Below are 20,230 nucleotides of genomic sequence, written 5' to 3'. Positions count from 1 at the left end.
TGACGGGCGGAGTCAGGCCGCCCCGCCGCTGCGGCCGCTGGTCAGCCGGGCGGTCGTCGTGGCGGAGGGCCCGTCCGGAGGTCAGGCCACCCAGTCCGGCAGTGGCTCGCGGGCGGCCAGCCAGCCGTCCGGCACGCCGCCGGGCGTGCCGACGCCGGTATGCGCGGCGACCACCGATCCGACGATCGCGCTGGTGGTGTCGACGTCCCCGCCGGACTCGACACACACCCGGATCGCCGCCGGGTAGTCGGCGAGGTGGGTGGCGGCCACCCAGAGGGTGAACGGGACGGTGTCCTGGGCGGTGACCCGGGAGCCGTTGCCGAGATCGTCGGCGACCTCCGCCGCCGGCCGGCCCAGCAGCGTGGCCGCCCGCCGTACGCCCCGATGCACCTCGCCGGCCGGGTCGAGCGCCGCCGCGACCGCGGCGAGCAGCCGGGCCGGCGTCGGTCGGTCGCCGTCCAGGCGGGCCCGGGCGGCGAGCGAGGCGGCCACCGCCACCGCGACCGCGCCGGCGATCCCCTCCGGGTGGGCGTGGGTCACCTCGGCCGAGGCCCGCGCCTGGTCGGCGGCCCGGCGGGTCGAGTCGGCGTACCAGGCGCCCAGCGGCCCGACCCGCATCGCCGCCCCGTTGCCGCAGGAACCCTGCCCGTCGAACGCGGACGCGGCGGCCACCGGCCACGGCGTCCCGGTCCGGATCAGCCGCAGAACGGTCACGGCGCCCGGCCCGTACCCGCGGTAGGGCTCGCAGCGCTCGGCGAAGTCCAGCGCCAGCCGGTCCCGCTCGATCTCCCCCTTGCCGGCCAGCGCGGCCACCACCGAGCAGGCCATCTCGGTGTCGTCGGTCCATGGCCAGGGCGGTCGCGGCAGTCGTCCGGCGGCCAGATCCGCGGGGTGCCGGCCAGGCACGAAGAACTGCGAACCGAGGGCGTCGCCGACGGAGAGGCCGGCCAGGGCGTCCCGGGCGAGCGCCAGCCGGGTGTCGGGGAAGAGGGTGAACGGCATGGTCGTCCCAGCTTGCCCGGTTCGCGGGAGTGCCGCAACGCGATCGACTTGCCACGCCAAGTACGGTCTTGACGTGGCAACCGTCATCCTGGTCGAAGACGATCACGTCGTCCGCGGCGCGATCCTCCGTTCCCTCACCGACCGGGGGCACGCCGTGCACGCCGTCGGTACGGCGTTGGACGCGCTGCGCCGGGTCGCCGCCGAGACCCCCGATCTGGTCGTACTCGACCTCGGCCTGCCCGACCTGGACGGCTCGGATGCCCTGCGGATGCTGCGCGGGATCACCGACGTGCCGATCATCATCGCCACCGCCCGGGACGACGAGCAGTCGGTGGTCCGGCTGCTGCGGGCCGGCGCCGACGACTACATGGTCAAGCCGTTCACCGGCGCCCACCTGGACGCCCGGATCACCAGCGTGCTGCGCCGGGCCGGCCGGGCCAGCCGTACGGCTCAGCCCGCCGTGCACAGCGTCGGTGGCCTGCGGGTGGACGTGGGTGAGCGCAGCGCGGTGCTCGACGGGGAGCCGCTGGCGCTGACCCGCAAGGAATTCGACCTGCTGGCGTATCTCGCCGCACGTCCCGGCCGGGTAGTGTCCCGGCGGGAACTCTTGGAGGAGGTATGGCGGCAGCCATCGGTCGGCGAGGACCAGACCATCGACGTTCATCTTTACTGGCTGCGTCGCAAAATGGGCGAGTCCGCGGCGAAGCCGCGCTACCTGCGCACCGTGCGGGGGGTGGGCTTCCGGCTGGTGGCACCGGACTGAGGCCGGCGCTGGCCTGGCTCACGGCCGGCATGTGCAGCCTCGTCGCGCTCGCTTTCCTCGTCCCGCTCGGGATCAGCCTGCACGACCAGGGGCGCGCGGAGAAGCTCGCCGACGCCGCCCGCCGCAGCGCCCTGGTCACCGGCGCCCTCGCCGTCAGCACCGACCCGGCGGTCGTCCAGCGGGCCGTGGCGGCCAGCGGTGGCGACCCGGCGACCCGCCCGGTCGTACACGGGCTCGGTGGTGACGAGTCCGCGGGCCGGGCCGACCCGGCGGCGCTGGCCCGCGCCGGCGCCGAGCGTCGCTCGCTGGTCATCGACGTGCCCGGCGGCGTGCTCCGGCTGGATCCCGTGGTGCTCGGCGACAAGGTCGCCGTGGTGGAGGTCTTCGTCCCGGAGTCCGTGCTCGAGGAGGGGGCCCGCGGTCGGTGGCTGCTGCTGCTCGCGGTGGCGGTGGCCCTGGTCGGCGCCGCGGTCATCGTGGTCGACCGGGTCGCCGCCCGCACGGTGGACGCGACCGGCGAGCTGGTCAAGGCCGCCCTGGCGATCGGCGACGGCGACCTCGGCGTACGCGTCGAGCCGAGCGGCCCCCGGGAGCTGGCCGAGGCGGGTCACGCGGTCAACCGGATGGCGGGCCGACTCGTGGCGTTGCGCGCCGACGAGCGGGAACTGGTCGCGGACCTCTCCCACCGGCTGCGCACCCCGCTGACCGCGCTGCGGCTGGACGCCGAGGCACTGGAGTCCGACGACACCAGCGTAGGCGCGTTCAGCGAGGCGGAGCTGGACCGCCGGCGTGGTATCCGGCGGATCCGGCAGGCCATCGTCACCCTCGAGGGCGAGGTCGACGAGCTGATCAAGACCACCCGCAAGGCGGTCACCCAGGAGACCGGCCCGGCGATGTGCGACGTGAGCGAGGTGGTCCGCGACCGGATGGTGTTCTGGTCCGCCCTCGCCGGCGACCAGAACCGCCCGCACCGGGTCATCGGGGCGCAGCTGCGGATTCCCGCGCCGGTGCCCCGCGCCGAGCTGGCCGCCGCGCTCGACGCGGTGATCGGCAACGTCTTCCGCTACACCCCGCAGGGCACCGCCTTCGAGGTTGCGGTGAGCCGGCGGGACGGGTACGTGGCGATCCGCATCGACGACGCCGGGCCGGGCATCGCCAACCCGGATCGGGCGCTGCGCCGGGGCGCCAGCGACCAGGGCTCGACCGGGCTGGGGCTGGACATCGCCAAGCGGGTGGCGCTGCAGGCCAACGGGTCCGTGAGCATCGACCGGGCCGGGCTGGGCGGCGCCAGCGTGGTGATGCTGCTGTCCGATCCGGAGGCGACGCCCCGACAGGTCAGCCGGTTCGGCCTGGTCGGGCGGATGGCCCGGGAGCAGAAGACCGGCCGTCGCTGGCCCCGGCAGCGCTCCTGACGGCGATCGATCCCCACCGGCGGCTGTGCGCCGGCGCAAGTCTTCCTTAGATCCGGGTTAACGACGGCGACGCGGCCGTCCTGGGCTGACAGGATCAGTGCCGAACCCATCAGTTCAAATCCGTCGGCCGGAACGCCCCGTAACACCCATCCGGTCGGTGGAGGCGGTGCGCGTGGCGGGAGTTGGTCCCCCCACACCTCACTCCCGCCGCGCGCCACTCCCCGCTCGACCCGCCGGCTCAGCGGGTCTCGGCCGCCAGGTGGGCGTCGATCTCGGCGCTGATCCGCGACTTCTCCCCCGGCTCCAGGAACGAGGCGGTGACCGCGTTGCGGGCCAGCCCGGCCAGCCCCTCCGGGCCGATGCCGAGCAGCCGGGCGGCCATCGCGTACTCGTCGTTGAGGGTGGTGCCGAACATCGGCGGGTCGTCGGAGTTGACGGTGACCAGCAGGCCGGCCTCGACGAGCTGCGGCAGCGGGTGCTCCTCGATGGTCGCCACCGCGCGGGTGCGGACGTTGGAGGTGGGGCAGACCTCCAGGGCGATCTGCCGCTCGGCGAGGTCGGCCAGCAGCTGCGGGTCGAGCACGGCGGAGATGCCGTGGCCGATCCGCTCCGCGCCCAGCTCGCGCAACGCGTCCCAGACGGTCTCCGGGCCCGTGGTCTCCCCGGCGTGCGGCACCGAGCGCAGCCCGGCCGCCCGGGCCTGGTCGAAGTACGGCTTGAACTGCGGCCGCGGCACGCCGATCTCCGGGCCGCCCAGGCCGAAGCTGATCAGCCCGTCCGGCCGCTGCTCCAACGCGATCCGCAGGGTCTGCTCGGCCGCGGGCAGGCCGGCCTCGCCGGGGATGTCGAAGCACCAGCGCAGCTCGATGCCGAAGTCGGCCTCGGCGCGCTTACGGGCGTCCTCGATGGCCTCGCAGAACGCCGGCGCGGGGATGCCCCGGTGCACGTGCGAGTACGGCGTGACGGTCAGCTCCGCGTACCGGACCTGCTGGCGGGCCAGCTCCCGGGCCACCTCGTGGGTGAGGATCCAGACGTCCTCCGGGTCGCGGATCAGGTCGACGACGCTCAGGTAGACCTCGATGAAGTGGGCGAAGTCGCGGAACGCGAAGTAGTCGGCGAGCAGCTCCGGATCCGCCGGGACCGGGCTGCGCCCCTCGTGCCGGGCGGCCAGCTCGGCGACGATCCGGGGCGAGGCGGAGCCGACGTGGTGCACGTGCAGCTCCACCTTGGGCAGTCCGGCGATGAAGGTGGGCAGGTCGGTCACGGCTTCTCCTCTGCGCGGGCGCCGGTGCGGGCGACGACGAAGATCCGGCGGAACGGGAAGTACACCTGACCCTGCCGGACCGGGTACGCCTCGGCGAGCCGCACGGCCAGCGCGGCGCGGAAGTCGGCCCAGCCGGCGGCGTCCAGCGCGGCCCGGACCGGGCGCAACGCCGTCCCCTCCATCCAGCTCAGCACCGGATGGTCCGCGTCGGCGGCGGCCGGGAGCAGATGCACGTAGGTAGTCTCCCAGGCGTCGACCGCGCAGCCGGCACCGACCAGCAGCGCCGCGTAGTCCACCGGGTCGCCGACGGGCGTCTCGCGCAGCAGGTGGCCCAGCTCGGCGCGCCACCGGTCCCGCCCGGCGACCTCGCGCAGCGCCCGGTGCGACGGCGCGTCGAAGTTGCCGGGCACCTGCATCGCCAGCCACGCCCCGGCCGGCAGCTGGCGGGCCCAGCGGCTGAGCAGCTCCTGGTGGCCGGGCACCCACTGGAGCACCGCGTTGGAGACGACCACGTCCACGTCGGCGGCCGGACGCCAGTCGCGGACGTCACCGACGGCGAAGTCGACCCCTCCGGCGAGGGCGGCGGCCCGGTCGATCATCTCCGGGGAGGAGTCCAGGCCGACGACCCGGCTCTCCGGCCAGCGCTCGGCCAGGGTCGCGGTGAGCGTGCCGGGTCCGCAGCCCAGGTCGATCACGGCCCGGGGCCGCTCGGCCGGGATCCGGGCCACCAGGTCGTGGAACGGCCGGGACCGTTCGTCGCCGTAGCGCAGATAGGTGGTCGGATCCCACATCACAGCCTCCCAAACCGTACGTCCGTCTTGTTTACCGTACGACCCCTCGTGCGGCCCGGCAAGCGGCTCACTAGGCTCGGTCGGGTGGAACAGCGCAGCTTCGACCGGCTCGGCCGGCACGTCGGCATCGTGGGACTCGGCGCCTGGCAGCTCGGCGCCGACTGGGGCCAGGTCACCGAGAGCGCGGCGATGGACGTCCTGGCCGCCGCCGTGGACGCCGGGGTCACCTTCCTGGACACCGCCGACGTCTACGGCGACGGCCGCAGCGAGCAGCTCATCGGCCGGTTCCTCCGGGGCCGGCCGGGGCACGGGCTGACCGTCGCCACCAAGATGGGCCGCCGGGTGCCCCAGACGCCGGAGGCGTACACGTTGGACAACTTCCGGGCCTGGACCGACCGGTCCCGGGCCAACCTCGGCGTGGACACCCTGGACGTGGTCCAGTTGCACTGCCCGCCGACCGAGGTCGTCAAGGACGACGCGGTCTTCGACGCGCTGGACACCCTGGTCGCAGAGGAACGGATCGTCGGGTACGGGGTCAGCGTGGAGACCTGCGACCAGGCGCTCACCGCCATCGCCCGGCCGGGCGTGGCCAGCGTGCAGATCATCCTCAACGCGGTCCGGCACAAGCCCGCGGAGCAGGTGCTGCCCGCCGCCGCCGCGGCCGGGGTCGGCATCATCGCCCGGGTGCCGCTGGCCAGCGGCCTGCTCTCCGGCCGGTACGACGAGCACACCACCTTCCCCGCCGACGACCACCGGAACTTCAACCGGCACGGCGAGTCCTTCGACGTCGGCGAGACCTTCTCCGGCGTGGACTACGACCTCGGCCTGGCCGCCGTGCGCCGCCTCACCCCGCTGGTCGGCGACGGCCGGACGATGGCCCAGTTCGCGCTGCGCTGGATCCTCGACCAGCCCGGGGTCACCGTGGTCATCCCCGGCGCCCGTAACGCCGAGCAGGCCCGGCGCAACGCCGCCGCGGCCGACCTGGCGCCGCTGACCGACGCGGAGCTGGCCGCGGTGCGGGAGACCTACGACGGGCTGATCCGGCCGCAGGTGCACGGCCGGTGGTGACCGGCGGCCGGCAGCCGAGGGGGATTCGATGAGGGGCTGGCTTCGGCTCACGCTCGGCCTGCTGGCCGTGGTGATCGGTGCGGTCTGGACCGTGCAGGGACTGGGCTATGTCAACGGCAGCGTGCTGACCGACCAACGGATCTGGGCGGTGATCGGCCCGGTCATCGTCCTGATCGGACTCGTGGCGCTCTGGTACGGGATGCGCGCCCGGCGGCGCGGCTGAGTCCGGCAGCCACGCCGCCGGGAACGCGGAAAGCCCCGCATCCCGGGGTGGGGATACGGGGCTTCACATCGATCCGGGTGCCGGATCGCACCGGCCGGCGCGGCCGGCCGGCACTGCTCAGATGGGGCGGACCTGCTCGGCCTGCGGACCCTTCTGACCCTGGGCGATCTCGAACTCCACCCGCTGGTTCTCCTCCAGCGTCCGGTAGCCGCTGGTCTGGATGGCCGAGAAGTGGACGAAAACGTCAGCACCCCCGCCGTCGACGGTGATGAAGCCGAAGCCCTTGTCTGCGTTGAACCACTTCACGGTTCCCTGCGCCATGTGTATCTCCTTCTAAAACTGGCGGCCGAGCACGCCGTGCGGCCGGTTGGCCGTTTTCGAGCAGCGGCGCCTGAGGCGGCCCCCCAAGGAAGGAGACTTCTCTCAACCCACGCCATCTCTCAACAGCGTGGAACAGCAAACCACGTACGCAAAAACTCTGCACAGCCTACCCGACGAATTTCTCCGACATGTGACCTGACGGATGCGGCAGATCCACTGTGCGGGCCGGGGGGACGATGCGAATGGCCCCTTCCCCGCCGACGGTGGGAAAGGGGCCGAAACGCTTGCGGGTCAGTTGGGCCATCGGCCGGTCAACCGGCGTACGCCCATCGCGCCGCCGCGATCGACGGCGGCCCGGACGACCGCGAAGATCGCCCCCTGCAACGCCGCGGCGGCCAGGATCTCCCCCCAGCCGCGGTCCTCGTCGGTGGCGCTCGGCGCCTCGCCGTCGCCCGCGGTCACCTTCCAGACCTGCCGGAAGATCACCCCGGCGATCGTGCCGGCGGCCAGACCGAGCAGCACGCCGACCGGCTTGTACGCGGCCTTGTTGATGCGCTTGCTCACCCGCGCCTCCCCCGGAGGATCAGCAGCACCACCGCGGTCGCCAGCGCGCCGGCCGCGACGGCCGCCCACGGCGCGGCGCTGCGGGCCGCCCCACCCTTCTCGTACGCCTGCACCCGCGCGACCCGGGCCTTCTGCGCGACCTGCCCGCGCACCCCGCCGGCCTTCTGCGCCTGCCCGCGCACCCGGGCCATGGTCAGTGCGGCCCGCTCGCGCATCCGTTCCTTCGTCTGCTCGGCGGATTCCCGCAGCCGTGCCTTGACGTCGGCCCTGGCGGCCAGCATCTCCATGGTCTCGCCCAGCTCCACCCGGGTCCGCCGGATCTCCTCGCGGAGCGCCTCGACGTCGCCGGTCCCGTTGCCCGTCATGCCCGCCTCCCGTCCTTCACTGCGGCGGTGACGGTGTCCACGTCCGCCCGCACGCTGCGGACCGTCGCCTCCGGCACCGGTGGGACGGCACGGCTGACCTGCTTCTTGCCGACCAGCGCGAGGATCCCGGCGAGCAGGAAGAGCGCCACCGCCACGATCAGTGCGGCCAGCCACCCCGGCATGACCAGCGCCAGCAGCAGGATCGCCGCGGCGACCAGCGCGCCCAGGCCGTAGAACGCCATCGCCCCGCCGCCACCGAAGAGGCCGATCCCGATGCCGGCGTGCTTGCCCTTCGCGGTCAGCTCCACCCGGGCGAGCGCCAGCTCGTCCCGCACCAGCCGGGAGACCTGCTCGGTGGCCCGCTGTACGAGTTCCGCGGTGGACGGCTCGCTCCCGTTCCGGGACGTGCTGCGACTCGCGACGTCAGCCATGCTGTCCTCCTTTCATCATCACCGCGCTGTATGCCCGGAGTCGCCGCCCGTCAATCCTGCGCGGATCGGCCGGTGGACCCGACCGCATCGCCCCCCGTCCGGCCTGCCTGCCGCGGGCCGGACACGGGGCGTGCGCAGCAGGTCCCCAGGAACCGACGAAACAAACGCACCAGGGGGCAGATCTCCCGCAACGGGCGACCCGACGGGCGCCGGCCGTCCCGGCAGATGCACCGGGCACGCGGCGGGGAGATCACGTCGTCGGCCGGGTCGGCGACGGGCGGAGACAGAGCCGAGCCCCCGGCGCCGCGCGGGGCGACGGCCGGGGGCTCCAAGGTGGTACGGGGTCAGCGACGCGAGTCGGCGTGCTCGTCGGGGCCGACGAAGACCTCGCTGCGGGCCTCGCCGTCCTCGCTGCCGCCGAAGAGCCGCGCGTCGTCCGGCATCTCGGTGTCGGGCAGCCGCCGGACCGGCCGGCGCGGCCGCACCGCCTGCCACGGCAGGGCGCCGGAGGCGTCGCCCACCTCGGCACGCATCCGCGGCAGCGCGGTCGGCCGGTGGTCGTTCACCCAGGCCACCAGGTGCTCGCGGACCAGGCAGCGCAGGTCCCAGAGGCTGCCGGCGTCGGCGGCGCTGACCAGCGCCCGGACCTTGATCATGCCGCCGGTGGCATCGGTCACCTGGAGCACGCAGACCCGGCCGTCCCAGAGCTCGCTGGACTCGACCAGGCGGCGCAGTTCCTCCCGCATCGCCTGCACCGGGATGGACCAGTCGAGGTCGAACTCGGCGGTGCCGAGCACCGCCGCCTCGGTCCGGGTCCAGTTCTGGAAGGGCGTCTTGGTGAAGTACGAGGTAGGCAGGATCAGCCGACGGTCGTCCCAGATCTGCACCACCACGTAGCTGAGGGTCAGCTCCTCGATCCGGCCCCACTCCCCCTCGACCACGACCACGTCGTCGAGGCGTACCGCGTCGCTGAAGGCGAGCTGGAGGCCGGCGAAGACGTTGCCGAGCAGGCTCTGCGCGGCCAGCGCGGCGACCACACCGGCCACGCCGGCACTGGTCAGCACGCCGGCGCCGAGGCCGCGGACGGCGGGGAAGGTCATCAGCATGACGCCGACCGTGAGGATGACGATCACCGCGATGGTGAGCCGGCGCAGCATCACCACCTGGGTGCGGACCCGCCGCGCGTGTCGGTTGTTCGGCACGTCCACCCGGAACCGGGCCAGCGCGGTGTCCTCGATCACCACCAGCAGCGCGGCGACCAGCCAGGCGGCGCTGGCGATGACGGCGAGCACGAGCGTGTGCAGCACCACCTGCCGCCACGGCGTGCCGACGGCGTATCCGGTGCTGAACCGGACCCCGAACTGGACGGCGAGGACGGTGACGGCCACCTGGAACGGACGGTGCGCGTGCTCGGTCAGCTCGGTCATCAGCAGTGAGCGCAGGCCGAGCCGACCGATGACCCGGTGCACCACCTCGACCAGCAGCAAAGCGATCGCCGCCGCGGCCAGCGCGGCGACGATCGTTTCGAGGTAGTTCTGCACGGGTTGTCTCTCCCTCCGGCCGGTCGGGATGCTTCGGGCAAAGACCCAATGGTGCCCGGGGCCGGTGGAATCGACCAGGTCAGACCTTCCGGTAGCGGGACTGGAGGAAGCAGTAGACGCCGAAGGCGGCAATGCCGAGCGCCATCAGCGTCAGCAGCACCGGGCCGTACGACTGGTCACGCAGCGTCCGCAGCGCGGCGTCCAGGCCGCGGGCCTTCTCCGGGTCGTACCTGACGGCGGCGACGACGATCAGCAGGCCGGTGACCGCGATGACGACGCCCCGGGCGGCGTACCCGGCCATGCCGAGGCGGCGGGCCAGCTTGTGCGCCTTCGGGCTCATCTCAACGGTCTTGAGGTTCCTGAAGAACTTCTTCTTCAGCCCGTAGATGACCATGCCGATGCCGACGGCGGCGATCACCAGGCCGGCCAGCCCGACCAGCCAGCGGCCGCCGGCGGACGCCATCAGCTTCTCGGTGAGGGCTTCCTGCCGGTTGGCGGCGTTGGAGCTGGCGTCTTGGAAGACCTTGACGGCGGTCCAGGCGAGCCAGAGGAAGACCACGGTGCGGACCACGGAGGCGATCCGCTCGAAGAGCCGGTCCTTGTCGCGCAGGGTGCGGTGGCCGAAGAGTGCCTCCAGCGCCTGCCAGATCGCCATGGCGAACAGGCCGACCGCGATCGTGATCAGCAGGAACTTCCCGAAGGGTTGGGCGCCCAGGGTGCGCAGCGCACCGTTCTGGTTGCCCTCCTCGCCCGACTTGCCGAAGGCGATCTGCAGCGCAAGCCAGGCGAAGAGGAGGTGCACGACGCCGTAGCCGATGAAGCCGACGCGGGCGAGTAGTTCCAGCCACCGGCTGTGAGCGGTGCGGGAGGCGGCGGCTTCGGCGTTCCAGGCGAGCGACATGGCGCCTCAATCACCAGATGCGAAGATTTCCAAACGTCGGGCCGCCGCCACCCGGGCCGCGTCAGCTCTCGGCGTTCTTCGCCACGCGGATCTTCACCTGCTCCTGGGTGACGCTGTCCAGGGTGACGGCGAGACCGCCGACCTCGGTGGCCTGCTGGCCGACGGTGAGGGTGACCTGCTCGCCGGCGACCTCGACGGTCACCTGGTCGCCCTGGGCGCCGACCAGCTTGGCCTCGACGCCGAGGATGTTGGCGCTCGCGTCGACGCCGCGGTCGAAGGTGACCGTGCAGGCGTCCAGGCCGCAGTCGGTGGAGGCGCCCTCCGAGCTGCAGCCGGCCAGCAGGGCCACGCCGAGCGTCAGGCCGGCCAGCAGGCCGGCGGCGCGACGGATGGGGGTCAGTGCGGGGGAAAGGGGTCGGTTCGTCACCCGGCCTAGGGTACGAGACGCCGCCGAGCCGGGCACCCGCCGGTGAACGTCGCGGGACACCGCACTAGGGTCCCGGCATGCCGTTCGACCCCGCCCGCACCCGGGCCGCCTACCCCGCCCTGCGCGAGGGCTTCGTTCACTTCGACGGTGCCGGCGGCACCCAGACCGCGCAGCCGGTGATCGACGCGATCGCCGACGCGATGGGCGCCGCGCTGGGCAACCGCAGCGCCTCGGTGCCCGGCCGGCGTTCGCTGGAGCTGATGGCGGCCGCCCGGTCGGCGGTGGCCGACCTGCTCGGCGCGCGACCCGAGGGCGTGGTCTTCGGGCCCAGCGCCACCGCGCTGACGTACACCCTGGCCCGGACGCTCGGCGCCGGCTGGCGGCCCGGCGACGAGGTGGTGGTCTCCCGGCTCGACCACGACGCCAACGTGCGGCCGTGGGTGCAGGCCGCCGAGGTGGCCGGTGTGACGGTGCGCTGGGCCGAGTTCGACCCGACCACCGGTGAGCTGCCCGCCGGCCAGTACGCCGACCTGATCGGCGAGCGGACCCGGCTGGTCGCGGTGACCGCCGGAAGCAACGCGATCGGTACCATGCCCGACGTCGCCGCGATCACCAAGACCGCGCACGCGGCCGGCGCGCTCGTCTGCGTCGACGGGGTGCACGCGGTGCCGCACGGCCCGACCGACCTCGCCTCCCTGGGCGCCGACTTCCTGTTCACCAGCGCGTACAAGTGGTCCGGGCCGCACCTGGCGGCGATGGTCGCCGACCCGGCGCGCTGGGAGCAGCTGCGCCCGGCGAAGCTGATCCCCTCCTCGGACGTGGTGCCGGAGCGGTTCGAGTACGGCACGCCGAGCTTTCCGCTGCTGGCCGGCGTGACCGCCGCGGTGGACCACCTGGCCACGCTGGACCCGACTGCCACCGGCGGCCGGCGGGAGCGGGTGCAGGCCGGGATGGCCGCCGCGCAGGCCCACGAGGAGCGGGTCTTCGACCGGCTGCTCGCCGGGCTGGCCGCGCTGCCCGGCGTGACCCTGTACGGCTCACCGACCCGGCGCTGCCCGACGGTGTCGTTCCGGGTGGCCGGGCTGGCGCCGGCCGAGACCGCGGCGGCGCTGGGCGAGGCCGGCTTCTGCCTCTCCTCCGGCGACTACTACGCCTACGAGTACTTCCGGACGATGGGGCTGCGGGACACCGGCGGGGCGGTTCGGGCCAGCATCTACCACTACAACACCGCCGACGAGGTGGATCGGTTGCTGGCCGAACTGGATCGGCTGTCCGCCGGTGGGGGGAGAATGGCCGGGTGAGCTTCCTGGTCAGGGAGAACCCCGCCAAGCACCGGTTCGAGATCCTCGTCGACGACGCGCTGGCCGCGTTCACCGCGTACATCCCGCGCGGCGAGGTGCTGGTCTTCACCCACACCGAGGTCGAGCAGCGGTTCCGGGACATGGGCGTCGGCTCGGCGCTGATCCGGGGCACCCTGGACCAGATCCGCGAGCGCGGCGTCCGGGTGGTGCCGCAGTGCCCGTTCATGGCCGCCTTCATCGACCGCCACCCCGAGTACGCCGACCTGGTCCTCGCTGTGGCCTGACCGGTCAGCGCGCCCCGGCGAGGAGTTCGGTGGCGGCCCGGGCGGCCGCGTGGGTGGCGCCGTGGGTGGCGAGGTGGACCGCGCCGATGATCAGCTCCGGCACGCCGAGCTCGATCACCACCGCGTCCGGCCGGGCGGCCAGCGCCCGGGCCACCGCGTCCCGCATCCAGTCGTGGCGGTGCAGGTCCCGCACGACCAGCAGCAGAGGGCGCCCGGCGGCGGCGACGGTCGGGTCGACCGGCACCTCCCGCTCGGCGTATCGGGCGGTGGTCGTGCCGGGCAGGAGGTCGGCGAGCGGTGCGCCGATCCCCCACGGCGTTTCCGGGCCGATCGCCATGTTGTGCGCCGGGGCGAACTCCACCACGTGCGCGGCCCGGGTCAGCGGCAGCGCGCCGGCGCCGGCCGGACCGGTGACCACGCGGATCGCCCGCCGGGCCGCGGCCAGCCCGATGGTGGACCCCGCGGTCGCGGGGCGGGGTGAGCCGGCGCGGCGGTCGGCGCGGGCGGCGACGGTCCAGGCCGCGAGCTGACCCACCCGCTTGGCCGCCTCGGCCAGCCGCTCCTCCGGCAGCTCACCGGCGACCACCGCCGCGACGATGGCGTCGCGCAGCTCCCGGGCCGCGTCCTCGTCGGCCCGCTCACCGCCCACGCAGATCGCGTCCGCCCCCGCGGCAAGGGCCCGGACCGCCGCCCCGGCAAAACCGTACCGGTCCGCGACGGCCCGCATCTCCACCGCGTCGGTCACCACCACCCCCTGGAAGCCGAGTTCCTCGCGGAGCAGCCCGCCGAGGATGCGTGGACTGAGGGTGGCCGGCAACTCGGGGTCCAGCGCGGGCACCAGCAGGTGCCCGGTCATCACCGCCTGCACCCCGGCGGCCACGGCGGCCCGGAACGGCGCCAGCTCGATGGCGTCCAGCCGGGCCCGGTCGCCGCCGATCCGGGGCAGGCCGTGGTGGGAGTCCACCCGGGTGTCGCCGTGCCCGGGGAAGTGCTTGGCGCAGGCGGCCACGCCGCCGGCCTGGAGGCCGCGTATCCAGGCGGCCGTGTGCCGGGCGACCAGGCCGGGCTCGGCCCCGAAGGACCGGACCCCGATGACCGGGTTGCCCGGGTTGGAGTTGACGTCGGCGTCCGGCGCGTAGTTGAGGGTGACGCCCACCGCGGCCAGCTCGGCGCCCAGGTCCCGGGCCACCTCCTCGGTGAGCCCGGGGTCGTCGACCACGCCGAGAGCGTAGTTGCCGGGGCGGGAGCTGCCCCGGGCCGACTCGATCCGGGTGACGTCGCCGGCCTCCTCGTCGATGGCGACGACGACGTCGGGCCGCTCGGCGCGCAGCGCCGCGGTGAGCGCGGCGAGCTGCTCGGGGTCGACGATGTTGCGGGCGAAGAGCACCACCGAGCCGAGCCCCTCGCCGAGCCACCGGCAGACCCAGTGCGGCGGGGTGGTGCCGACGAATCCGGGCTGCAGGACGGCGGCGGCCAGCCCGGCCAGGTCCCTGATCCGCTCGCTCATGCGCCCCCCGCCTCCCCCGCGGCCCGCCGGGCCGGCGGGTGCAGCCATGGTCACATCCGGGGGCGGAAATAGTCAATAAACCTTACTGTTACCGCCTGGCGTGGTCCGGGACACCGTGGGAGAGTGCCCGCATGCACCCCGCGCTGCTCGCCGACGCCACGAGCGCGGCCGACGTTCCCGGCGTCCGACTGCTCGGCCTGGTGGTCGGCGGCCTCTTCCTGCTGATCGCGATCCGGGCGATGTTCCGCCGCTGAACCCGCCGGTGCGGACCGGTTCGGGCCGCGCCCACGGGGGTACGGCGGTCGTTGTCCAGCGGTACGCCCGGCACCGGGACGCGGCGAGGGGAAACTATGAGAATCGGCTACTTCCTGTCCAGCGAGGAGTACAGCCCGGCGGAGCTGCTCGAGCAGGCGCGCGGCGCCGAGCGGGCCGGCTTCGAGGCACTGTGGATCTCCGACCACTACCACCCGTGGGTGGACGCGCAGGGTCAGAGCGCCTTCGTCTGGTCGACGATCGGCGCGCTCAGCCAGGTCTGCTCCGTGCCGGTGACCACCGCGGTCACCTGCCCGACGATGCGCATCCACCCGGCGATCATCGCCCAGGCCGCGGCCACCAGCGCGGTCCTGCACTCCGGTCGGTTCTGCCTCGGCGTCGGCAGCGGGGAGGCGCTCAACGAGCACATCCTCGGTGACGCCTGGCCGCAGACCGACCTCCGGCTGGAGATGCTGGAGGAGGCGGTCGAGGTGATGCGCAAGCTGTGGCAGGGCCGCTTCGTCAACCACTACGGGGACCACTACGTCGTCCAGCACGCCCGGATCTACACGCGGCCGGACACTCCCCCGCCGGTCTACGTCTCCGGCTTCGGCCCGAAGGCGATCGACCTGGCCGCCCGGATCGGCGACGGCTACATCTGCACCATGCCCGACGCCGACATGGTCCGCCGGTTCCGGGACAACGGCGGCGGCGACAAGCCGTGCCAGGGCGGCTTCAAGGCGGCGTACGCCGACAGCGAGGACGAGGGCGCGCGGATCGCGTACGAGAAGTGGCCGAACGCCGCCCTGCCCGGCGAGCTGTCCCAGGTGCTCGCCTCGCCACGGCACTTCGAGCAGGCCGCGCAGCTGGTGCAGCCGGAGATGATGAAGCGGTCGTTCGTCTGCGGCAACGGCGCCGAGGCGCACCTGGAAAAGATCGACAAGTACGCCAAGGCCGGTTTCGACGAGCTCTACGTCGCCAACACCGGGCCGAACACCCAGGGCCTGTTCGACCTCTACCAGCGCGAGGTGTTCCCCCGCATACGCTGATCGCGACTGTCGTGGTCGGCCAACCGCCGGCCGGCCGGGCCCGGTTGGCCCGGTGGCGCGAGACCGGGATCCCGGACGGCTACGCCGGCTGCGGCGTCGGCGGACACGGCTCCGACCTCGACCGCCGGCCCCGGCCGATGGAACGGCACTTCTGGCAGCCGCCCGCCGGCATCCGGTGGCAGAGCTGGCCGGAGCGGTTCGCGGTGGGGCTGGCGGCGGCGGCGAGCGCGGCGGTGGAGGCGGCCGGAGCGCCGAAGATCAGCTCCCGGGGCGTGGCCGGGGACGGGGTCTGGGAACGCGCTCGCCGCTGGTTCGTCTCGTCGTACCCACTGCTCGGGGCGCTGGCCGCGGGCTTCCGGATCGTCGCCGACGTGGAACTGGCTCGCTCCTGGGAGATCTCGATCGCGGCGGTGGACGCCCACGCCGGCGAGATCTACGTCAACCCGGTGCGGGTGCTGCCGGAGGAGGAGTGCCGCTTCGTGCTGGCCCACGAGATGCTGCACGCCGCCCTGCGGCACGCCGACCGGGTGGCGCACCGCGATCCGTACCTGTGGAACATCGCCACCGACTACGTGATCAACGGCTGGCTGGTGGAGATGGCAGTGGGCACCATGCCGGACGGCCTGCTGCACGACCCGCAGCTGCGCGGCATGTCGGCCGAGGCGGTCTACGACCGGATCGTCACCGACCTGCGACGGCACCGGAAGCTGGCCACCCTGCGCGGCGCCGGGCTGGGCGACATGCTTGGCGAACGGGCGCCGGGTCCGGGCGAGGCGCGGCGCGCGGTGGACCTGGACGAGTACTACCGCCGCGCGTTGACCAGTGGGCTGGCGTTCCACGAGTCGGCTGGTCGGGGTTTTCCCCCGGCCGGGCTGGTGGCCGAGATCCGGGTCCTCGACGCGCCGCCCCCGCCCTGGGACGTGCAGCTGGCCCGCTGGTTCGACGAGCGCTTTCCGGCCCGGGATCGGCAGCGGTCGTACGCCCGCCCGTCCCGCCGCCAGGCGAGCACCCCGGACATCCCGCGGCCCGGCTGGCATCGCCCGGAGGAGGAGGAACGACGGCCGACGTTCGGGGTGCTGCTGGACACCTCGGGTTCGATGGGCGTCCGGCTCATGGGACGAGCGCTCGGCGCCGTCGCCTCGTACGCGCTGGCCCGGGATGTGCCCACCGCGCGGGTGGTGTTCTGCGATGCCGTCGCGTACGACGCGGGCTACCTGCCAGTGGAGGAGATCGCCGGCCGGGTCCGGGTACGCGGTCGCGGCGGCACGATGCTGCAACCCGGCGTCCGGCTACTGGAGCGGGCCGCCGATTTCCCAGCCGACGGCCCGATCCTGGTCATCACCGACGGGGAGTGCGACGTGCTGAGGATCCGGCGCGACCACGCGTTCCTGGTCCCGCGCACCGCCCGGCTGCCGTTCACCCCGCGTGGCCCGGTCTTCCGCATCGGTTGAGACAGCCCAGGCTGGAACGGTTCACGGGGCGGACGGGAGGATCCCGCGCAGCAGGGTGCGGACCAGATCGTCGATCAGGTGCGGCGAGGGCTCGGGCGCCGGCCGGGACGGGTCGAGCAGGTGGCCGAGCACCAGGTCGTGGCAGACGCCGACGACCAGCGCGGCGACCGCCTCCGCGCTGGCGTCGCCGGCCACCCGGCCGAGCCGCTGCTCGCCGCGGACGTACCCGGCCAGCTCGGTCCGCAGCCCGTGCCCGCCGGCCATCGGGTTGGGCAGCCCCGCCAGGCGGGCGAGCACCTTCGGCTGGGTGACCACCCCGGCGAACGCCGGCAGGATCGCCGCGTGCAGGGCCAGCGCCCGGCTCAGGTACGCCCGCAGGTTCGCCTCGACCGTGCCACTGCCCGCCTCGGACGGCGCCTCGGTCAGGGCGGCCTCGGCGGAGCGGACGTGCGCGTGCAGGGCGTACGCCAGCAGCTCTTCCTTGTCGGCGAAGTGGTTGTAGAGCACCCCGTCGGCGACCTGTGCCTCGCGGGCGATGTCGCGCACGGTCAGCCCGCCCGCGCCGCGCCGGGCGATCAGCCGTTCGGCGGCGGCGATCAGGTGCTCGCGCAGACTCTGCTCCCCGCCACGCAGCGCGACCGCTCTTCTCGGTGACATCATCCCGCATCGTAGGGCTGGTCCGGGCGGCGGGCGCTGACCAGCCAGGCGGTGCCGCGCAGGCGTACCCCGTCGGGCTGCTCGTACGGACGCAGCGCCTCGGCCAGCGCCGCCCGGGCCCGGTCCGCCGTGGCGGGATCGACCCGGTCGAGCTGGTGCCGGATCGGTCCCCAGCCCGCGAGGAACCCGGCCGCGTCGGCGGCGTCCCGTCCCCAGACCTGTGGCGCCTCGACCGGGGCGCACTCCACCCCGGCGAAGCCGGCGGCGGTGACGACCCGGTGCACGACCGCCGGGTCGGCGAGGGAGAGCGGCTCGGCCGCGCCGGTGCCCTCGGTCTGCGGCGGTGGCAGATGAGCCGCGAGGGCGGCGAGCACCCGGCCCAGGTCGGCGCGGCGGAGATCGTCCAGGCAGACGAAGGCGAGCCGGCCGCCCGGGCGCAGCGCCCGCCCGATGTTGCCGAACGCGGCGACCGGGTCGGCGAAGAACATCACCCCGAACCGGCTGAGCGCGACGTCGAAGGCGGCGGCCGGGAACGGGTGGACCTGGGCGTCGGCGCGGACGAACTCGACGTTGCCCACGCCCTCGTCGGCGGCCGACGCCCGGGCCCGGTCGAGCATCGGCGCGGAGAGGTCGATGCCCACGGCGCGACCGGCGCCGGCCCGGCGGGCGGCGAGGCGGGTCAGCTGCCCGTTGCCGCAGCCGACGTCGAGGACCCGGTCACCGGGCTCCACCGCGGTGAGCAGTACGTCGTTGAACCCGCTGTTCACCGCGTCGTAGCGGGCCTGGTGGTCGGCCCAGTGCCGCCCCTCGTACCCGTTCCACGCCTCCGCCTGGTGCTGGTTGACGACCGTCCCCATGCGACCCTCCCCGTTATGAACGTATGTTCATGAATGCTCGTTCATGATGAGCCGGCGGATCCGGACGTGTCAACGGTTTCGGCGGTGATCGGCTCGGGTACCTCCGGCCACCGATGAAGCTGTCCACACACTCCACGACGCTGCGCCGCGCGGCACGGAGCCTCTTCGGCTGGACCGCGCTGCGGCCCAACCAACTGGCCGCGATGCGCGCGGTGATGAAGCGACGCGACGCCCTGGTGGTCCTGCCCACCGGCGCCGGCAAGTCGGCGATCTACCAGATCCCGGCCAGCCTGATCCCCGGGCCCACCGTGGTCATCTCCCCGCTGCTGGCCCTGCAGCAGGATCAGATCGCGGCGCTCAACGAACGGCAGCGCCCCGAGCTGCGGGCGGTCCGGATCAGCTCCGACGAGACCCCGGCGCAGCAGGCCGAGGCGATAGCCGAGGTCCGCGCGGGGCGGGCCGAGTTCCTCTTCATCACGCCGGAGGCGCTCAGCGACCCGGACCGGATGGCCGAGGTCAGGTCGCTGAAGCCGGCGCTGGTGGCGGTCGACGAGGCGCACTGCATCTCGGCCTGGGGCCACGACTTCCGCCCCGACTACCTGGCCCTCGGCCATCTCATCGAGGGCATCGGCCGGCCGCCCGTGGTCGCGCTGACCGCCACCGCCTCCCCGCCGGTACGCGACGACATCGTCGCCCGGCTGCGGCTGTGCGACCCGGAGGTGGTGGTCTCCGGGCTGGACCGGCCCAACCTCTTCCTCGAGGTGGCGTACTGCCCGACCGACGACTACCGCTGGCGCCGGCTGGTCGCGCTCCTCCGCGAGGACAACCGGCCGGGCATCAGCTACGTGCCCACCCGGCGGGCGGCGGAGGAGTTGGCCCAGCGCCTCACCGACGCCGGGTTCCCGTCGCGGTACTACCACGGCGGGATGCCCACCGGAGCCCGCAACGAGCTGCACGAGGCGTTCCTCGCCGACCAGGTGCCGATCATGGTGGCGACCTCCGCCTTCGGCATGGGCATCGACAAGCCGAACATCGCCTGGGTGGTGCACATGGCGCTACCCGACTCCCCGGACAGCTACTTCCAGGAGATCGGCCGGGCCGGCCGGGACGGCGAGCCGGCCCGGGTGCTGCTGCTCTGGCGCGCCGAGGACGTCGGGCTGCAGCGCTACTTCAGCGGCGGCCTGCCCGACCCGAACGAGCTGCGGGACCTGGCGGCGTTGCTGCGCAAGCAGGCCCGGACGAGGAAGGAGCTGCGCGAGCTGACCGGGCTCGGCCCCCGCAAGCTCGGCCAGTACCTGTCGCTGCTGGAGCACGTGGGCGCCGCCGAGCCGCGGGCGAAGCAGCACATCGCCGCCCCCCGGTACGCCCCGAAGCCGGCCGAGTCGGGCCGGGCGGCGCTGGCCGAGGCGGAACGGCAGCAGACGGTCACCCGGTCGCGCACCGACATGATGCGCGCGTTCGCCGAGACCACCGGGTGCCGGGGGCAGGCGCTGCTGGCGTACTTCGGCGAGCAGATGGGCGAGGTCTGCGGGCACTGCGACAACTGCCACGCCGGCACCAGCGTCGCCGACGACGGGGCGATCGGGCCGTTCCCGGTGCACAGCCAGGTCCGGCATCCGGAGTGGGGTCCCGGCCTGGTGCTGAGCTACGAGGAGGACCGGATGACGGTGCTCTTCGACGAGGTGGGGTACAAGACGCTGTCCGTGCGCGTGGTGTCCGAACAGGGCCTGCTGACGCTCGACTAGGGTGAGCCGGGTTCCGCGCGCTTGCGCCCTCGCCGGACCGGACCGGCGGAGCAC

23 protein-coding genes are annotated in these 20,230 nt (G+C 73.9%); 10 read left to right on the top strand and 13 right to left on the bottom strand.

The features are described 5' to 3' along the window. Positions 1–81 precede the first annotated feature (81 nt). Entirely contained in the window at positions 82–1,002 is a 921-nt protein-coding gene (locus GA0070624_RS14700) for an ADP-ribosylglycohydrolase family protein (protein ID WP_091341432.1), read from the bottom strand. Positions 1,003–1,075: 73 nt separating this feature from the next. Between GA0070624_RS14700 and GA0070624_RS14695 the strand changes: the two genes are divergently transcribed. Further along, positions 1,076–1,765 (top strand): response regulator transcription factor, encoded by a 690-nt coding sequence (locus GA0070624_RS14695; protein WP_091341430.1) that lies wholly within the window; start codon positions 1,076–1,078, stop codon positions 1,763–1,765. 29 nt (positions 1,766–1,794) lie between these two features. Further along, a complete protein-coding gene (locus GA0070624_RS14690; RefSeq protein ID WP_091341427.1) occupies positions 1,795–3,177 on the top strand; it encodes a HAMP domain-containing sensor histidine kinase in 1,383 nt (460 codons plus the stop codon). A gap of 238 nt (positions 3,178–3,415) precedes the next feature. On the opposite strand, the gene GA0070624_RS14685 is transcribed toward GA0070624_RS14690, so the two are convergent. Together GA0070624_RS14685 and GA0070624_RS14680 are read right to left on the bottom strand one after the other, a co-directional pair. Further along, positions 3,416–4,441, bottom strand: coding sequence for an adenosine deaminase (locus tag GA0070624_RS14685; protein ID WP_091341425.1), 1,026 nt, complete (start codon positions 4,439–4,441; stop codon positions 3,416–3,418). Beyond that, on the bottom strand, positions 4,438–5,232 hold the full coding sequence (locus tag GA0070624_RS14680; RefSeq protein ID WP_091341422.1) for a trans-aconitate 2-methyltransferase: 795 nt from the start codon (positions 5,230–5,232) through the stop codon (positions 4,438–4,440). The genes GA0070624_RS14685 and GA0070624_RS14680 overlap by 4 nt, the downstream gene beginning before the upstream one ends. Positions 5,233–5,316: 84 nt before the next feature. Here GA0070624_RS14680 and GA0070624_RS14675 point away from each other — a divergent pair, with 84 nt between their 5' ends. Both GA0070624_RS14675 and GA0070624_RS14670 read left to right on the top strand, forming a co-directional pair. Continuing rightward, entirely contained in the window at positions 5,317–6,300 is a 984-nt protein-coding gene (locus GA0070624_RS14675; protein WP_091341420.1) for an aldo/keto reductase, read from the top strand. Between the two features lie 28 nt (positions 6,301–6,328). Beyond that, positions 6,329–6,523 carry a hypothetical protein gene (locus GA0070624_RS14670; RefSeq protein ID WP_091341418.1) on the top strand — a complete coding sequence of 65 codons (195 nt, stop codon included), beginning with the start codon at positions 6,329–6,331 and terminating at the stop codon, positions 6,521–6,523. A 117-nt stretch (positions 6,524–6,640) separates the two neighbouring features. On the opposite strand, the gene GA0070624_RS14665 is transcribed toward GA0070624_RS14670, so the two are convergent. From GA0070624_RS14665 to GA0070624_RS14635, 7 genes are all read right to left on the bottom strand, one after another. Further along, positions 6,641–6,844 carry a cold-shock protein gene (locus GA0070624_RS14665; RefSeq protein WP_007075740.1) on the bottom strand — a complete coding sequence of 68 codons (204 nt, stop codon included), beginning with the start codon at positions 6,842–6,844 and terminating at the stop codon, positions 6,641–6,643. Between the two features lie 291 nt (positions 6,845–7,135). Continuing rightward, positions 7,136–7,408, bottom strand: a complete 273-nt coding sequence (locus tag GA0070624_RS14660; RefSeq protein ID WP_091341416.1) for a DUF4235 domain-containing protein — start codon at positions 7,406–7,408, stop codon at positions 7,136–7,138. Next, on the bottom strand, positions 7,405–7,773 hold the full coding sequence (locus GA0070624_RS14655; RefSeq protein ID WP_091341414.1) for a DUF3618 domain-containing protein: 369 nt from the start codon (positions 7,771–7,773) through the stop codon (positions 7,405–7,407). The genes GA0070624_RS14660 and GA0070624_RS14655 overlap by 4 nt, the downstream gene beginning before the upstream one ends. After that, on the bottom strand, positions 7,770–8,204 hold the full coding sequence (locus GA0070624_RS14650; protein ID WP_091341412.1) for a phage holin family protein: 435 nt from the start codon (positions 8,202–8,204) through the stop codon (positions 7,770–7,772). The genes GA0070624_RS14655 and GA0070624_RS14650 overlap by 4 nt, the downstream gene beginning before the upstream one ends. A gap of 344 nt (positions 8,205–8,548) precedes the next feature. Then, positions 8,549–9,745, bottom strand: a complete 1,197-nt coding sequence (locus GA0070624_RS14645) for a mechanosensitive ion channel family protein (protein ID WP_091341410.1) — start codon at positions 9,743–9,745, stop codon at positions 8,549–8,551. A 79-nt stretch (positions 9,746–9,824) separates the two neighbouring features. Continuing rightward, the gene (locus GA0070624_RS14640) at positions 9,825–10,646 is read right to left on the bottom strand and encodes a DUF1206 domain-containing protein (RefSeq protein WP_091341408.1); all 822 of its coding nucleotides are present in this window, start codon (positions 10,644–10,646) and stop codon (positions 9,825–9,827) included. Between the two features lie 61 nt (positions 10,647–10,707). Beyond that, entirely contained in the window at positions 10,708–11,073 is a 366-nt protein-coding gene (locus GA0070624_RS14635) for a hypothetical protein (RefSeq protein WP_091341406.1), read from the bottom strand. A 77-nt stretch (positions 11,074–11,150) separates the two neighbouring features. Here GA0070624_RS14635 and GA0070624_RS14630 point away from each other — a divergent pair, with 77 nt between their 5' ends. Further along, on the top strand, positions 11,151–12,374 hold the full coding sequence (locus GA0070624_RS14630; protein WP_091341404.1) for a cysteine desulfurase-like protein: 1,224 nt from the start codon (positions 11,151–11,153) through the stop codon (positions 12,372–12,374). Next, on the top strand, positions 12,371–12,658 hold the full coding sequence (locus GA0070624_RS14625; protein WP_091341402.1) for a GNAT family N-acetyltransferase: 288 nt from the start codon (positions 12,371–12,373) through the stop codon (positions 12,656–12,658). Before GA0070624_RS14630 ends, GA0070624_RS14625 begins: the two co-directional genes overlap by 4 nt. Before the next feature lie 4 nt (positions 12,659–12,662). On the opposite strand, the gene GA0070624_RS14620 is transcribed toward GA0070624_RS14625, so the two are convergent. After that, positions 12,663–14,165 carry a glycoside hydrolase family 3 protein gene (locus tag GA0070624_RS14620; RefSeq protein WP_091341399.1) on the bottom strand — a complete coding sequence of 501 codons (1,503 nt, stop codon included), beginning with the start codon at positions 14,163–14,165 and terminating at the stop codon, positions 12,663–12,665. Between the two features lie 131 nt (positions 14,166–14,296). Between GA0070624_RS14620 and GA0070624_RS36405 the strand changes: the two genes are divergently transcribed. From GA0070624_RS36405 to GA0070624_RS14610, 3 genes are all read left to right on the top strand, one after another. Beyond that, positions 14,297–14,419 carry a hypothetical protein gene (locus GA0070624_RS36405; RefSeq protein ID WP_281180977.1) on the top strand — a complete coding sequence of 41 codons (123 nt, stop codon included), beginning with the start codon at positions 14,297–14,299 and terminating at the stop codon, positions 14,417–14,419. 96 nt (positions 14,420–14,515) lie between these two features. Then, positions 14,516–15,466 (top strand): TIGR03557 family F420-dependent LLM class oxidoreductase, encoded by a 951-nt coding sequence (locus tag GA0070624_RS14615; RefSeq protein ID WP_091341396.1) that lies wholly within the window; start codon positions 14,516–14,518, stop codon positions 15,464–15,466. Between the two features lie 11 nt (positions 15,467–15,477). After that, the gene (locus GA0070624_RS14610) at positions 15,478–16,917 is read left to right on the top strand and encodes a vWA domain-containing protein (RefSeq protein WP_245718791.1); all 1,440 of its coding nucleotides are present in this window, start codon (positions 15,478–15,480) and stop codon (positions 16,915–16,917) included. A gap of 21 nt (positions 16,918–16,938) precedes the next feature. On the opposite strand, the gene GA0070624_RS14605 is transcribed toward GA0070624_RS14610, so the two are convergent. Continuing rightward, positions 16,939–17,574 carry a TetR/AcrR family transcriptional regulator gene (locus GA0070624_RS14605; protein WP_091341394.1) on the bottom strand — a complete coding sequence of 212 codons (636 nt, stop codon included), beginning with the start codon at positions 17,572–17,574 and terminating at the stop codon, positions 16,939–16,941. Further along, complete coding sequence (locus GA0070624_RS14600; RefSeq protein WP_091341391.1) at positions 17,574–18,431, bottom strand: class I SAM-dependent methyltransferase; 858 nt, start codon at positions 18,429–18,431, stop codon at positions 17,574–17,576. Before GA0070624_RS14600 ends, GA0070624_RS14605 begins: the two co-directional genes overlap by 1 nt. Before the next feature lie 113 nt (positions 18,432–18,544). On the opposite strand from GA0070624_RS14600, the gene GA0070624_RS14595 reads away from it, so the two are divergent. Beyond that, complete coding sequence (locus GA0070624_RS14595; RefSeq protein WP_091341388.1) at positions 18,545–20,176, top strand: RecQ family ATP-dependent DNA helicase; 1,632 nt, start codon at positions 18,545–18,547, stop codon at positions 20,174–20,176. Positions 20,177–20,230 lie beyond the last annotated feature (54 nt).

The organism is Micromonospora rhizosphaerae (assembly GCF_900091465.1).
Classification (GTDB): domain Bacteria; phylum Actinomycetota; class Actinomycetes; order Mycobacteriales; family Micromonosporaceae; genus Micromonospora; species Micromonospora rhizosphaerae.
The sequence above is the reverse complement of the archived record's forward strand: the minus strand, read 5'-3'. Positions and strand labels throughout refer to the sequence as shown.